Annotated in this window: 12 protein-coding genes; 9 read left to right on the forward strand and 3 right to left on the reverse strand. The window is 41.6% G+C overall.

All coding sequences use genetic code 11. From position 1 onward, the window contains the following. The first annotated feature begins 6 nt into the window (after positions 1-6). From CHY_RS06160 to CHY_RS06185, 6 genes are all read left to right on the forward strand, one after another. Entirely contained in the window at positions 7-768 is a 762-nt protein-coding gene (locus CHY_RS06160; protein ID WP_011344235.1) for an electron transfer flavoprotein subunit beta/FixA family protein, read from the forward strand. Between the two features lie 12 nt (positions 769-780). Continuing rightward, positions 781-1737 carry an electron transfer flavoprotein subunit alpha/FixB family protein gene (locus CHY_RS06165; RefSeq protein WP_011344236.1) on the forward strand — a complete coding sequence of 319 codons (957 nt, stop codon included), beginning with the start codon at positions 781-783 and terminating at the stop codon, positions 1735-1737. A 75-nt stretch (positions 1738-1812) separates the two neighbouring features. Continuing rightward, on the forward strand, positions 1813-3861 hold the full coding sequence (locus CHY_RS06170; RefSeq protein WP_011344237.1) for a heterodisulfide reductase-related iron-sulfur binding cluster: 2049 nt from the start codon (positions 1813-1815) through the stop codon (positions 3859-3861). Positions 3862-4133: 272 nt separating this feature from the next. Next, entirely contained in the window at positions 4134-5237 is a 1104-nt protein-coding gene (locus tag CHY_RS06175; RefSeq protein ID WP_011344238.1) for a M24 family metallopeptidase, read from the forward strand. A gap of 196 nt (positions 5238-5433) precedes the next feature. Then, a complete protein-coding gene (locus CHY_RS06180) occupies positions 5434-5679 on the forward strand; it encodes a MoaD/ThiS family protein (protein WP_041537689.1) in 246 nt (81 codons plus the stop codon). Between the two features lie 45 nt (positions 5680-5724). Beyond that, positions 5725-7494 (forward strand): aldehyde ferredoxin oxidoreductase family protein, encoded by a 1770-nt coding sequence (locus CHY_RS06185; protein ID WP_011344239.1) that lies wholly within the window; start codon positions 5725-5727, stop codon positions 7492-7494. Here CHY_RS06185 and CHY_RS06190 read toward each other — a convergent pair. The 3 genes from CHY_RS06190 to CHY_RS06200 are packed head-to-tail and all read right to left on the reverse strand — an operon-like array spanning position 7474 to position 11359. Next, entirely contained in the window at positions 7474-8676 is a 1203-nt protein-coding gene (locus tag CHY_RS06190) for a hypothetical protein (protein ID WP_041537690.1), read from the reverse strand. The two genes, CHY_RS06185 and CHY_RS06190, sit on opposite strands and share 21 nt — an antisense overlap. Next, on the reverse strand, positions 8673-9782 hold the full coding sequence (locus CHY_RS06195) for a DUF917 domain-containing protein (RefSeq protein ID WP_011344242.1): 1110 nt from the start codon (positions 9780-9782) through the stop codon (positions 8673-8675). Before CHY_RS06195 ends, CHY_RS06190 begins: the two co-directional genes overlap by 4 nt. Before the next feature lie 8 nt (positions 9783-9790). Next, positions 9791-11359 (reverse strand): sigma 54-interacting transcriptional regulator, encoded by a 1569-nt coding sequence (locus tag CHY_RS06200; protein WP_011344243.1) that lies wholly within the window; start codon positions 11357-11359, stop codon positions 9791-9793. Between the two features lie 243 nt (positions 11360-11602). On the opposite strand from CHY_RS06200, the gene CHY_RS06205 reads away from it, so the two are divergent. Genes CHY_RS06205 through CHY_RS06215 form a run of 3 tightly spaced genes read left to right on the forward strand, consistent with a single transcriptional unit; the run spans position 11603 to position 15580 of the window. Beyond that, positions 11603-12928, forward strand: a complete 1326-nt coding sequence (locus CHY_RS06205; RefSeq protein ID WP_011344245.1) for a purine-cytosine permease family protein — start codon at positions 11603-11605, stop codon at positions 12926-12928. A 3-nt stretch (positions 12929-12931) separates the two neighbouring features. Further along, on the forward strand, positions 12932-14014 hold the full coding sequence (locus tag CHY_RS06210; protein ID WP_011344246.1) for a DUF917 domain-containing protein: 1083 nt from the start codon (positions 12932-12934) through the stop codon (positions 14012-14014). A gap of 15 nt (positions 14015-14029) precedes the next feature. Continuing rightward, a complete protein-coding gene (locus tag CHY_RS06215) occupies positions 14030-15580 on the forward strand; it encodes a hydantoinase/oxoprolinase N-terminal domain-containing protein (RefSeq protein WP_011344247.1) in 1551 nt (516 codons plus the stop codon). The last annotated feature ends 10 nt before the right edge of the window (positions 15581-15590 follow it).

A 15590-nucleotide genomic window follows, 5' to 3' on the forward strand; every position in this document is an offset into this window, starting at 1 on the left:
GATTAGGTGAAACTGGTAGTCCTTTTAAAGCAAACCTTTGACACCGAAGCCAAGATAGTATTAAAGGACGGGAAAATTGACGACAGCGGGGTAACCTTAATCATTAACCCCTACGACGAATTTGCGGTAGAAGAAGCACTAAGGATCAAGGAAAAACTTGGGCAGGGGGAGGTAGTGGTAGTATCGGCGGGGAGTGATAGGGCTCAGGAAGCATTACGGCAGGCCTTAGCCATGGGAGCCGACCGGGCGGTACTGGTCAAAACCGACGGCCTGCAGTTAGATGAAATGGTGGTAGCCGAAGTACTGGCGAAAGTGCTGCAGCAAATGGAATACGACCTTATTTTAGCCGGCTGGCGGGCCATTGACGACAGTTCCGCCCAGGTAGGGGTACGGGTAGCCGAGATTTTAGGCTTACCCCAAATTAACCTTGTCACCAAATTAGAAGTAGGGGAAGGCAAGATTACCGGCCACCGGGAAATCGAAGGTGGTACCGAAGTGGTAGAAGTGCCTCTACCGGCCCTTGTTACCGCCCAGCGGGGGTTAAATGAGCCGCGGTATCCTTCCATGAAAGGCATCATGCAGGCCAAGAAAAAAGAGTTAAAGGTCATAAACGCCGCAGACCTGGGGGTAAATGCCACGCCCAAGGTAGAGATAAAAGAAATCTTTCTTCCCAAAGGCAAGCAGGCGGGGAAAATCTTCACCGATGAGCCGGCGGTAGCGGTAGCCAAGTTAGTCAAAGCCTTACGGGAAGAAGCCAAGGTAATATAGGGGGTGGAGCTAATGGGTAAAGTATGGGTAGTAGCAGAGCAAAGGGAAGGTAAGTTAAAGAAAGTAACCTTTGAGATGGTAACTTTGGCCCGGCAAATAGGGGGAGAGGTTGAAGGGGTAGTAATCGGAAAAGACGTAAAAGGCCTGGCTTCTGAACTTGGGGAATACGGAGTAGGGAAAGTATATGTAGCCGACCATCCGGATTTAGAGCAGTACACCACCGCCAAATACACCCGGGTACTGGCGGAATTAATCAATAAAGAAAAGCCGGAAGTAGTGTTAATTGCCAACTCCGCCCAGGGGCGGGACTTTGCACCGCGGACAGCCCAGCGGGTAGGAGCGGGGCAGATAAGCGACATCACCGGTTACGAAGAAGGAGTCTTTGTACGACCCATTTACGCCGGGAAAGCTTATACCAAAGTGGGGGCCACCAGCCATCCGTTAATAGTAACGGTACGGCCCAACGTATTTCCGGCAGCGGAAAAGACAGGCGGGCAAGCAGCAATTGAAGAAGTGGCGGTCAGCTTTATGCCGGAAGATTTAAAAGCCATAGTAAAGGAAGTAGTCAAGCAGGTATCGGGACGTCCCGAATTAACCGAAGCGGATATCATAGTATCGGGCGGTCGGGGGATGAAAGGACCGGAGAACTTCAAGCTGTTGGAAGATTTGGCGGACGTTTTAGGGGCAGCGGTAGGGGCTTCCCGGGCAGCGGTAGATGCCGGCTGGCGGGAGCACCGGTACCAGGTAGGCCAGACCGGTAAGACCGTATCCCCCAGTTTGTATATTGCCGTAGGTATTTCCGGAGCAATTCAGCACTTAGCCGGGATGGGCAGCTCCAAGGTAATAGTAGCCATTAACAAAGACCCGGAAGCTAACATCTTTAAAGTTGCCGATTACGGCATAGTTGGCGATTTGTTTGAAATAGTTCCGCTTTTAACCGAAGAGTTTAAAAAGCTTTTAAAATCGTAAAGGAAGGCATTTTTGCCTTCCTTCTCTAATAAATTTTGTTTAGAAAAAATTGCAAACAAAAGGGGAGGGATTAGGGTGAATGGAATTCCCCAGCGGGAACTTTACTGGAATATAAACCACACAGCCAAGTTTTTAATGTACCCGTTGTTTTTAATCGCCCTGGCAATTTTCGCCTATGGGATGTACCAGCGGTATCAATACTGGAAAATAGGGCAAAAAGCCAGTGTTAAGTGGGATTTCGGAAGATTCTTAAAAGAAACGTTTTTCCAAAGAAGAATCTTAAACGAACTGTATCCCGGCTTAATGCATTTTGGTATCTTCTGGGGTTTTACTGTCTTGTTTTTAACCACTTTAATAGTGGCAATTCAGGCAGACTTCGGGATTAAAGTATTTACCGGCAACGTTTATTTACTTTTTAGCTTTTTAGCCGATGTAGGTGGGGTTGCAGCAATCATTGGTATTTTAATGGCTATTATTTGCCGCTATATTATAAAGCCAGATCGTCTCGATAACAAGCCTGATGATTTAATTTCATTGCTTTTAATTTTAACAATTTTGGTTACCGGTTATATCGTCGAAGGAATCCGCATGGCAGTGGCCGGGGATAACTGGGCGGCCTATTCGCCTTTTGGCAATTTAGTGGCCCAGCTATTTGCCGGAGCCGATGAAGGAATCCTCAGGCTGTGGCATGTTATTCTCTGGTGGGGGCATATGCTTTTAGCCTTTGGCTTTATTGCTTATATTCCGTATTCCAAATTAATTCACCTCTTCACTGCTCCCATCAACCAGGCTTTGGCGGATCCCCAGAGTGCCAAGACCTTCCCCTTAATTGATTTGGAAGCTGAAGATGCAGAATCCTTTGGGGTATCGACGGTTGAAGAGTTTACCCAGAAACAGCTTTTAGATTTGGATAGCTGTACCCGCTGCGGACGGTGTCAGGATAACTGCCCCGCTTATCTTACGAAAAAGCCGTTATCGCCCAAGAAAATGACCCAGGACCTGAAAGAGGCTCTAAACGAAAGAGCACCGGTGATAATTGCCAGAGCCAAAGCCGAACTGGTCAAAAAAGGATTGGGGGAAGAAGCGGCAACCAGTGAAGTGGAAGGTGCGGTTACAAGGGCATTAATCGGGGAGGTAATTGAAGAAGATACGATTTGGTCGTGTACTACCTGCCGGGCATGTCAGGAAGTCTGTCCGGTATACGTAGAGCACATTCCGAAAACAATAGAGTTAAGAAGAAATTTAGTCCTAATGGAAAGCTCCTTTCCGCAGGAAGTACAGCTTACTTTTAGGAATATGGAAAATAACGGTAACCCCTGGGGTGTGGGCTGGGCCAGTAGAGCGGACTGGGCGGAAGGTTTGGATGTGCCAATCCTGGGAGAGATGGAAAACCCCGAAGAAATAGAATATCTCTACTGGGTTGGCTGTGCCGGTTCCTTTGATGAAAGAAACAAAAAAGTCTCTCGGGCCTTAGTTAAAATCCTTAAAGCAGCAGGGATTAAGTTTGCCATTTTAGGTACCGAAGAAAAATGCTGTGGCGACTCTGCCCGGAGAATTGGTAATGAATATTTATACCAGATGCTTGCCCAGGAAAATATTGAAACCATGAATAATTATAAAGTTAAGAAAATTATTACCGCCTGTCCACACTGCTATAATACTTTGAAAAATGATTACCCGCAGTTTGGCGGTAATTACGAGGTGATCCACCACAGCGAGCTAATTGCCAAGCTTCTTTCAGAAAATAAGATAAAGTTAAACAGCACCGATAACCGTCGCTTTACCTATCACGATTCCTGTTACCTGGGACGGTATAACCGGGTATTTAATGAGCCAAGGGAAGTATTAAAGAAGGTAGGAGTAAAATTAACCGAAATGAGCAGGAACAGAGAAACCAGTTTTTGCTGCGGCGCTGGTGGTGGACGGATGTGGATGGAAGAAACTTTAGGGGAACGGATTAACGTTGAGCGTACGCGGCAAGCTTTAGCTACCAACCCGGAGGGAATTGCGGTAAACTGCCCGTACTGCCTTACCATGCTTGAAGATGGAATAAAGGCATTTGATAAGACCGAGGAAGTTAAAGTTTACGATATTGCAGAGTTAGTGGCTGAGAAGCTTAATTAATTTTTATATTCGAATTAAAATTATGCCGTTTTGCATAAATAATTAAATTTTATAATCCACCAATACTTTGGGTCTGTTCCGCTGAAATACCATAAGCGGGATTTCAGACCTTTTTTAATGTATTTTTTTAATAACAAATAAATGCTGGTATAAAAATTGCTTGTACATTCCTCGTAAAACAAGAGAATTTTATCTTAAAATATTCTAAACTCTACTTATAATGGGAAATTAACTTCTATAGAATAAAAAATTTTAATAGGGAAGTGATTTATATGGCAGCAAAGTTTATTTATAGGATAAAAAAGGTACAACGATTAATGACTGAGAGAAAAATAGATATTTTAGTGGTCGTAAAGCGAGAAAACATAATATATTTAACCGGACTAACTCAAATAGAAAATATGGCAGTATTAATTCCGATAGAAGGTGAACCGTGTATAATTGCCAACTGGTTGGATGCTGACTATATTGAGGAAGAGTCTGGATTAAAAACTTTTAGCTATTTTAAACCGAGAGAAAATTTAGGAGATAAGATTGCCAAGCGTATAAATGCCTATGGATTTAGGAATGTAATAATCGGCTTAGAAAAATATTTCATTTCTAATACGGTTTTTGAAACTATCAAAAAAGCTCTACCAGAAGCAAAATTTATTGATGCATCTGATTTGTTTTATAAGGTAAGAGCGATTAAAGAACCAAGTGAGGTTGAAAAAATCAAGCAGGCAGCAGTTATGGTATGCAAGGGAATGGAAACAGCTTTGAATCTTATACGTCCCGGAGTAAGTATGTTAGAACTTAGTAAAGAAGTTGAATATGCCCTGCTTAAAATGAATTCAAATAGAATACCATTTCGAATTCAAATAGTTTCTGGTGAGCGTGGACTATTAAACTATGCTGCCTCAAGTTGTAAATATATTAAGGATGGAAATATTGTATTAGTTTTTCTTGAGGCAATCTATGAAGGATATTATGCAAAAATATGTCGAACCATAGCTGTTGGGAAAATACCCTTGGAACAGGAATTGTTATTTGAAAATTTATTGGAAGCTCAAGAAAAAGCAATTGCAGCATTAAGACCAGGTGCTAAGGCTTGGGAAGTTGATTTTACAGCACGAAGGATTTTTAAAAAGTTAGGACTTGAAAATCAATTTATGGATATAATTGGATATGGAGTTGGATTACGTCCAATTGAGTATTTCCCGATTATTGGTAGAAAATATCATGATCTTATTGAAGCTGGAATGGTAATAGAATTATTTTCACCTAAAATTTATGTAAAGGATAGAGGTGGCCCAAGAATTACAGACTTAATATATGTTGGAGAACATGAAAATGAGATATTAACCGCTTTTCCCAGAAAATTATTTAGAGTATAAAATTCTTATTTTTCAAATGTTTCGCTAATTGGCGTAATATAAATTAAAGTTTGTGAGTGGAAAGTTTTTAGCATTTCTGTTATAAAGGAAACTATAATAACAGTAGAAGTCAAAGGAAATATAGTACTAACGTTAACAATATTCAACAATTAATAAGTCAAAAAACAGCCAAGGACAAAAAAGCAGGTGAGGTATTATGTCCAACATTTCAGTGCAAGTAAAAGTCGACAACTTTTTATTAAAAAATTCATCGAGATTGAAGGCTTGCCACGAAATAGTGGAAGTTCCAGAACAATCTACTATCAGCACTCTTCTTGAAATTATAGGATTGAATAAAGATCTTATAAGTTTTGTTACTGTTAACGGGGAACGCAAGGATTTAGCTTACAGGCTGCAAGAAAATGATGTGGTGGCCTTTTACCCTTATATTTCTGGCGGGTAAAATTATGAAGGGTTACTTAGAATTCAGAAAGGAGGGAGAAAATAAATGCAGGGTTTTTATGGGAAAATACTAAGGATTAACCTTACCGATAAGTCTTACCGTGTGGAAGAACTCAGTGAAGAGATATTGAAAAAATATTTAGGCGGGAAAGGGTTGGGGTCATATCTTCTCCTTAACAATGTCGCTCCAAGGATCGATCCCCTTTCTCCGGATAATAAGCTTATTTTTACTGCAGGTCCGGCTACTGGAACAGGAATGTTAGGTTCCAGCCGTTATGGCGTATTTAGCAAATCGCCCTTAACAGGTTTATATGCTGAATCATATTCCGGAGGAAAAGTAGCTCCTGCCATGCGAAAAACGGGCTATGATGCGATTATTCTGGAAGGAGCTTCTTCTGAGCCAGTGTATTTAGAAATAAGTGATAGTACTGTAAAGTTCCACGATGCCACCCATCTTTGGGGCAAAGACACCTATTATACTGAAAATAAAGTTCTTGAAGAAGTAGGCGTTCCTGGGGCTCAAGCGGTGGTCATTGGACCGGCAGGTGAAAATTTAGTACTTTTTGCCTGTATTGAAAACAACTACTGGCGCTCGGCAGGACGTACCGGCCTGGGTGCGGTGATGGGTTCCAAAAAAGTCAAGGCTGTAGTTTTTCATGGTCAGGCCCAAGGTGAAATTGCCGATCCTGAGTTATTGAAAAGCTTGATTAAATCCATTAGCCAGAAAGCTAAAGATAATCCGGGAGTTAAGGCTTATCAAATGTATGGTACTACCCAGATGGTTAGAATAATGAACGGAGCTAAAGCCTTTCCAACGAAATACTGGTCTAATGGTACCTATGAGCACTGGGAAGATATCAGTGGAGATAGTTTAATCACCAATTTTGAGGTCAAGCCCAGGAGCTGTCCCAATTGTTTTCTGGCTTGTGGCAAACTGACTACCGTGAAAGAAGGGAAGTACGCGGGTTTAACGGTAGAGGGGCCGGAGTATGAAACCATTTATGCCTTTGGCGGTTTATGCTGCATTAACCGATTGGATGAAATTTTAAAATTAAATGACATATGCGATCGGTTGGGCATGGATACCATCACCGCTGGTAATTTAGCTGCCTTTGCTATTGAAGCGGTTAATAGAGGGAAGATAAAGGCAGATTTACAATATGGAAATGCTGATGGCATTGCCCGACTATTGGAAGATATTGCTTATGGCAGGGGCATTGGGGCGATCCTGGCTCGGGGTATTAAAAAAGCTTCAGAGGAGTGGGAAATGGAAGATGTGGCAATCCATGTAAAGGGCTTAGAGCCGGCAGGATATGATCCTCGAGTCCTTAAAGGGATGGGTTTAGCCTATGCAACTTCAACAAGAGGTGCCTGTCATTTGAGAGCTACATTTTATAAAGCTGAACTAAGCGGGATGATTGACCCGGCAACAATAGAGGGCAAAGCCAGATTGTTTATAGAGTTTGAAAATCGCCTAACGATATTTAATACCCAAATTTTGTGCGTATTTTTCCGGGATTTAATCCAGTGGCCGGAGCTTATTCAACTAATTAAGGCAACTACCGGCTGGGAATACACCCAGCAGGAATTAGAAGAAATGGCCAATAGGATTGTCACTTTAACCAGGGTGTTTAACAGCCGGGAAGGGGCAACAAAAGCTCAGGATACGTTGCCAAAACGTTTCTTTTCGGAACCGATCAATGAAGGCAAAAATAGTATTTCCGAGGAAGAACTATCTTATATGGTAAATGAGTACTACCGTTTGCGGGGATGGGATGACCAAGGATTTCCAACCTCAGAGCCATGTTTCTTTTAAACCTACCTTTAAAATTGTTTGATTAAATGGTAAATAACGGAGAGAAGTTTCTTGACTAAAAGCTACAGGTTTTTCCAAGAAATTGTGTTTTTTATTAAAAAGTTGCAATCTTTTTAATAATTTTTTTTTGTTTTTATCTATTTCTTCTTGTTTGCAGAGGGAAAGAATTGTTAATTCTGCCGGAGCCGTTAGTAAGCCAAGAAAACGAAGTTGTCGGGATGGTGCAAGCTTATAAATCCGGTATGGGTATGAGTCAGCAAGATAGTAACCCGAAAAGTTAAAAATAGGAACTGGCCCATTGGCATTTTCGGGTAAAATGGATTTAATACTGGCCAACAAGTGTTGTACCGAAGAGGTAGTAGTAAAACTAAAAGTTGGAGATAATTCACTGACTTCTACGGAGTTTTGCACCTGAAAAAGTTTAAAGGCTTGGCCAACTTTAAAAAGAGCTAAAGCGTAATGGTAGCCAAACAGCACGGCAGCACCCCGGGCTATTTGGTACAAAGGAGCAAGCTCGGAAACTTTACCGCAAGTTTGCGGTAAAAAATTATCGGTTACACAAACCGCTTCATTTTCTACCCAAAATATCCCGGGAGAATACGGAATAAAGAATTCCCTTATTTGTTGAAGATAAGGGTTAATGGTAGCGATAAAAGCAGCAGCCATCAGTAAGGCTTTTTCTCTTTCCCGAAAGCCCAAATGCGGATAATTTTGCGATTTTAAAATTACTGCAGGAGTGAATTTTGTAATAACGCGTAAAGCTTTATTTTCTTTTTCTGGATAAACCATAGCAAAAGGTGAAATAAGGGAAACCACTTGAGCTTTTTTAATTTGCTCTTCCCTGGCTTTTAAGGTCCTAATAAGCTTTTCGGGGGTTACTTGCAAAATTTCTACTTTTTTTTGAATGCCTCTGGGAGCCGAAAAAGAAGTATTGAAATGTTCTGGAACAAGACGTAAATGAAAAATTGGTTTCAGGTTACTCTGATTTTCTAAAGAAAAGGGAGGAGTAAGGTAAATTTTGTGGACATCCTGCTTTGATAATCCCAAGTGGGTAAGGCAGTTTTGTAATTCAACTAAAAAGCTTTGCGCGGAGAACTTTCCTTCATATAAATGGTGCCTGCCCGCTCCAGCAATAAGAGTCCCGGATTGACCATTGAAAAGTACTCCCAATACAATTTTCACGAAAATACCTCCTTGTTGCGGTAGTGGTTTGGATATAGCCTTTCCAAGGGCAGGTAGGTAGTGCGGTAGCCGAAGCATTGTGGTCCCACTACATCTAAAGCTTTTTTGATTCTAAGCCTTAGCGGGGCCGGAAGGCCCAGGAGTGCTAAACGCTGTCCTTCATAAATTTCGTTGTTATTTACCGGCTTAAGTTCGTTCAAATCAATTGCTGATATTAAATCAGGTACGCTTGCAGCAACATTACCGTTTTTAAAGGCGAGCAAATTTTCGTATTGAAAAAGAAGTTGCAGTTCTTCGCCTTTCGGTGAAGTTAATGTAGCAGATTTCCATTTTGCCAATTCATAGGTTGATATTTTTTTTACAATTCCCTGGAAAAGCTCAATTACGGGACCGTAAAAGGAGTTAGAAGTAACTTCCAAGAGCATAGTAATTAACTCCCGGTAATTATCAGCCTGCAGGAAACATTCTCCAATTTCGCGCGCAAAGGTCAATGTGCCAGGAAGCAGAACTCGCTTTAAAACGGAACCGGGGTGAGGAAAGCCTGCAAAGTAACCAACGCCTCCCTGCTGGCCAATTATCTGGCGAGTATTTAGCTCTAAAAGAAAAGTATCTTGTTTATCAAGAAAATAGTGTAAGTGATAATTGCCATCAATTAGCACTAAAGGTGCTGCCGTTAAGTTTTCAAGGTGATAGGTGGTCATTTGTAGCTCAGGAAAGGCTCGACCCATGCTGTCGCCGTCAACAACCGGTAAGCCGGTTTGCAGTGCCGCTAAAAGGGGATAAAAGATATTAACACCTGCACCTTCAACAATGGTGATTCCTTTAAACTTAACCCCGGTGTGTTTTTCAAGCTCTTCAATTATGATACCCGCTTCTACTCCTGAAGGTAGGTTTTCTTCACACAATTCCGGCGAACCAAAAAGACCGGTCCCGCAAAAAAAATCATTTTCCGGCAATTCTTCAAGGGATAACAAAGGAATACTGCGGTTTTGCAGTGCTTTTTGCAGCTCGATTGCTAAAAGGTGACTTTTTCCGCCACCGCCGGAACCAAGGAAAATACTACCGTACCAGAGCGGTTCGAGCCAGTCACGGGTAATTTCCTGCATATTTTCACCTACTTTAGACGGTATTTGTTAAGCCAGCGATAGAGAGTTGCTAAACTAACACCCAGTTCTTGAGCAATTAACCTTTTGGCCTGGGTAGAATGGCCGTATTCGGCTAAAAGAATTTCTAAACGCTCCTTTAATTTTCTACTTTCAAGATTTGGGAATCCAGGATTAATAACTTTAGGTTGCGGTGTACTGACCAATGAACCGTTTAGTAAATACTTTGGTAGAAAAGGCGGCGTAATGATGTCGCCTTCACAAAGGGACACGGCGTAGGCAACTACGTTTTTCAACTCCCGGACATTTCCTGGCCAATGATAATTTTTAAGAATCTGTACGGCTTCAGGACTAAAAATTTTAAAAGGTTTATTTTGCTCCAGACAAATATTTTTTAAATAAAAGTCCAAAAGCAAAGGTATGTCATCTCGCCGTTCGCGTAGCGGTGGTATATGAACCGGGAATACATTTAGACGGAAGAAGAGATCTTCCCTGAAAAGTTTTGCATCAATTAATTCTTGTAAATTTTTATTCGTTGCCGCAATAATGCGGATATCGACTGGATAGGAAACAGTAGCTCCAATTCTTTCTACCCGCCTTTCTTCCAAAACCCGGAGAAGTTTTGCCTGTAATTGAATCGGCATATCGCCAATTTCATCAAGGAAGATTGTTCCACCATTGGCAAGCTCAAATTTGCCGGGCTTGCCGCCCCGACGGGCACCAGTAAAAGAACCATCTTCATAACCGAATAGTTCGCTTTCCAGAAGGTTTTCGGGAATTGCTGCGCAGTTTATGGCAATAAAAGGCCGATCTTTCCGTGGACTTAAGTAATGGATATAACGAGCAAAAAGTTCTTTACCCGTACCGCTTTCTCCCTGGAGCAGGACCGTGTTGTTAGTTATTGCAATTTGCCTGACAAGTTTTTTGATTTCTAAAAAACGGGGGTTTTTGCCGGGAATAATAAAAATAGAGTCCTTGGAAAAGTACGAGTCGGTTTCTTCCGGTTGGATTGGTTCTGTTTTCCAAGCCAATATTCCCGCCATCTTGCCGTTTTTTGTAAATGCACGGTAGTAAAAGTTTCCTTCCGTCGTTTCGATCAAACCCTCTGGTTCTCCAGCCTGGTTTAATTTTTTCCAAAGGTCAAAAGTAGAAATTGAAATAGGAGAATTACTTTGGCTTACGATTACTTGACCTTTCCTGTCAAAAAGAAAAATATTTGTGTCCAACTGGCTTGCCAGGAATTGCAAAGCATTTTTGACCAATGAATTGTCAACTTCTTGCTCTAAGGCTTGCAAATTTTCTAAAACAATCAAAAGAAATTTAAGAAGCAAAGCAGGCGTTATATTCGCGTTGTTTTCACGTTTTTTGGGGAATGCTACCCAAAAACCTTCATCTTTAAGATTAAAGGTTAGGATTAAATCGTATGGGCAAGTAGCTGCTTCCGGGCAAGTTGGTGTACAGGGTGTTGACAAAACACGATAACCAACCTGTGGACGTGGTATTAAAGAAAGGCATTTTTTTGGAAGATCGGTAACAAGTCCGAAAATTTCTTTAAGTGCTTCAGTAAAGTCTTTTCTCATCATTTTTTATCACCGCTATATAAAATGAGAAAAATTAATAAAAAATAAGAATACTTAAGAAATTGTAAGAAATATCAGGTATATTTTTATTTTACAATCAAAAAAGGTCTATGACAAGGATAGTTTTTCGGGGAAAATAACGAATTTATAACCTGAAAGACCGGTAAAATTGTTGGCATAAAACTTGCTAAAAAATTAAACCAGTAATATTTAAAAAATAAATCTACAAGGGAGGATGGCAAGATGGTAAAAGGTGAAGATTATGCCTTAGCAAGAATTCCCATGGAAGAACGGCGGCCGATGTGGGAAGTTTTCATGATTCGGTTTGGTGCTGTTGTTACTTTATCGCAGTTTATGCTGGGAGCAGCGCTTGGATATGGTTTGACCCTAAAAGATGCGTTATTTGCTACGATCCTTGGGTCGGTGCTACTTGAAATTATTAGCTTTTTAAATGGGGTTGCTGGAGCGTGGGAAGGTCTTTCAACCTCTCTTTTAACCCGGTGGGCCGGTTTTGGGAGGTTAGGATCAAGTTTAATTGGATTAATTGTGGGGATTTCATGTATTGGTTGGTTTGGAATTCAAAATACGATCTTTGCTCAGGGATTAAGTCAAGCGTTTGGTGGGGCAGTAAGTACCAAGATTATGTCGGTAATTACCGGAATATTAATTACCCTGTTAGTTGTATACGGTTATAAAATGTTAAGCTATACAGCTAACATTGCGGTTCCAGGTTTTTTAGTGGCAGTGGGTATTGCTACCTATCATTTATTAAGCAAATATGACCTTAACACGCTGCTAACTTCGCCACCCCCTGGTCCAGCTTTGAATTTCGGTGTTGCAGTTACTATGGTTGCCGGGGGCTTTATGGTGGGCGCAGTGGTTACTCCTGACCTATCAAGATACAACCGCAACGCCAAAGATGTTTTTTGGATGACGCTTCTTAGTATTTTTGCCGGAGAACTTTTAATAACTTTTATAGCTGTGTTAATGTCCCATGCGGTAAAAAGTGCTGATGTGATAACTATTATGTTAAATTTAGGTGGCTGGATTTCAGCTGCTTTAGTAATATTTTCCACGATTAAGATTAATGATTTGAACTTATATGCTGCATCGTTAGGAATTGCTAATTTCCTTGATGCTGTTTTTAGAGTGAAAATAAGTAGAGCAGTTTTAACGATTATTATAGGCTTATTAGGAACTTTGGGTTCTGTCTTGGGAATACTGGATAAATTTGTTAACTTTTTAGTTATCCTTGGTATTGCAGTTCCGCCGGTAGGTGGGATTATGGTGGTTGATTACTTTATTTTAAAAAGATATAGAAAAGAGCTGGAAGAAAGCCGTGCGTATGGGCGTTTGCCCAGAGAAGTTGAAGATTGGAATCCCATTGCTATTGTTAGTTTAGTTTTAGCTTTTCTAGTGGGTTATTTTTACAAAGGAGGCTTAAATCAAGCATTAAATTCATTAATTGCCGGAATGATTTTCTACTTTGTTTTAATGAAATTATATATAGCTTTCTCACCCGCCAAAAATGCAAAATTTATTAAAAAATCAGAGGTTGGGGAGGTATAATTTATGACCAAAATCGATGTACAAATGGTTGAGGACATTGCAGTAGGTGCAGCTCTTCTTGGAACCGGAGGAGGGGGAGACCCTTATGTTGGCAAGCTTATGGCTATTCAGGCATTACAAAAAAATGGACCAGTAGAACTTATTAGTGTTGATGATGTGCCAGATGATGCCCTGGTTGTCCCTGCGGCCATGATGGGAGCACCAACAGTTTTGGTGGAAAAAATACCGTCGGGTAAAGAGATCTTCAAGGCTTTTGACAGCCTGCAAAATTACTTAGGTAAAGAAATCTTTGCGGTTATTCCCATTGAAGCCGGTGGGCTTAACTCAATGATTCCGATTACTGTGGCAGCGGAAAAGAAACTGCCACTGGTGGATGTAGACGGTATGGGACGAGCTTTTCCCGAATTACAAATGGTTACTTTCCATTTATATGGTGTCTCAGCCACTCCCATGGTCTTAGCCGATGAAAAGGGGAATTCGTTACTTTTAAATACTATCAATAACTTCTGGACCGAAAGTCTTGCCCGAAATGCCACTGTAGTTATGGGTGGCTCGGTAATGATTGCAATTTATCCTATGTATGGCAGAGATTTGAAACAGGCGGGAATTCGGAAAATCGTTACTTACTCGGCAAAAATCGGCCGGGCAATCCGGGAAGCCCGCAAAAATGGCGAAGATCCCATTGAAGCGCTCTTAAAAGCAACCGGCGGTTTTGCCCTCTTTAAAGGAAAAATTTCCGATGTGCAAAGACGGACTACCGGTGGTTTTGTTCGGGGTGAAGCCCATATTGACGGAATTGACCAGTATAAAGGGGAAAGTATGATAATTGACTTCCAAAACGAGAATTTAATTGCCCGGCGGAACGGGAAGGTTGTAGCTACAGTTCCTGATTTAATCTGCATAGTGGATGCCCATACAGCAGCGCCTATTACTACCGAAGGTTTACGTTATGGGCAAAGGGTAGTGGTCATCGGTATTCCCTGCGATCCCAAGTGGCGGAGTGAAAAGGGTATTGCAACCGTTGGACCTCGCTACTTTGGCTACGATGTTGATTATGTACCTGTTGAAGAGCTCATTAAAGGTTAAAGGAGGTCGGAAAAAATGGAATATCGGATAGGCATTGATGTTGGGGGTACCAATACGGACGCGGTACTGGTTGATGAAAATATGAATTTAGTTGAAAGCATCAAAGTACCAACTACAAAAGATGTTTCCACCGGCATATATGAAGCGTTGCATCGGGTTTTAGAAAAAAGTAAAGTTGACCGGAAAAATATTAAATATGCTATGCTCGGTACTACCCATGCTACTAATGCGATTGTGGAACGCAAACGCCTTTGCAAAACTGCAATTATTCGTATTGGCCGTCCGGCAACGGAAGCGATTGTCCCCTTAGTGGCATGGCCAAAGGATTTAGTTGAGGCGGTAGGAAATCATTACTATTTAATTGCCGGTGGTCATGAATTTGATGGCCGGGAAATCAGTCCCCTGGATGAAGAAGAATTAAGAAAAATTGCCCGGGAAATAAAGGGCAAAGTGGAAAGCGTTGCGGTGGTTTCGGTTTTTTCACCGGTAAACAACCAGCATGAACTAAGGGCCCGGGAAATACTGCAAGAAGTGCTTGGCGATATTCCAATTTCGCTATCTCATGAAATTGGTTCAATTGGTCTTTTAGAAAGGGAAAATGCTACTGTTTTAAATGCTGCTTTGGTTGAAGTCGCTCGGACTACAGCCAGTGGATTTAAAGAAGCATTAGCGCGGGAAGGAGTTACCGATGCCAAAGTATTTCTTTGCCAGAACGATGGTACTTTAATGTCAATTGATTATGCGATGCGGTATCCCATTTTAACCATTGCCTGCGGACCTACCAACAGTATCCGGGGTGCTGCCTTTTTAAGTAACTTAGAAAATGCTTTGGTGCTTGATGTGGGTGGGACTACCAGTGATATCGGTATCATCGCTCAAGGCTTTCCCAGGGAATCTTCAATTGCAGTAGAAATTGGAGGAGTAAGAACAAACTTCAGGATGCCCGACCTGATTTCCATTGGCCTTGGGGGTGGCACGATTATTCGGGAAGAAAACGGTGAGGTGAAAATTGGACCCGATAGCGTTGGCTACCGGATAACCGAAGAAGCAGTAGTTTTCGGCGGTAAGACCGTTACAGCTACCGATATAGCCGTGCGCCTGGGATTGGCAGAGGTTGGTGATAAAGAAAAAGTAAAGGATTTACCGTTAGAATTTGCTCAAAAAGCCTACCAGAAAATGCAGGAATTGGTTGAAGAAGCGATTGATAAAATAAAAACCAGCAAAGATCCTCAACCGCTCATTCTTGTAGGGGGAGGCAGCATAATTGTAAGCGATAAAATTAACGGCGTAAGTCAGGTTGTGCGTCCGCAAAATTTTGGTGTAGCCAATGCCCTGGGGGCAGCTATTGCTCAGGTTAGCGGTGAAGTGGACCGGATTTATTCATTAAGCGAAATGAGCAGGGATGAGGCTTTAAATAATGCTAAACAGCTGGCAATAAATGAGGCTATTAAAGCTGGAGCTAATCCGGATTCCGTGAACATTGTTCATGTAGAAGATATTCCGCTTGCCTATCTGCCCGGAAATGCGGTGAGAATCCGGGTAAAGGCTGCCGGGAATTTACTTTAAATTAATATAA

The sequence above is a fragment of the Carboxydothermus hydrogenoformans Z-2901 genome, assembly GCF_000012865.1.
Taxonomy (GTDB): Bacteria; Bacillota; Z-2901; order Carboxydothermales; family Carboxydothermaceae; genus Carboxydothermus; species Carboxydothermus hydrogenoformans.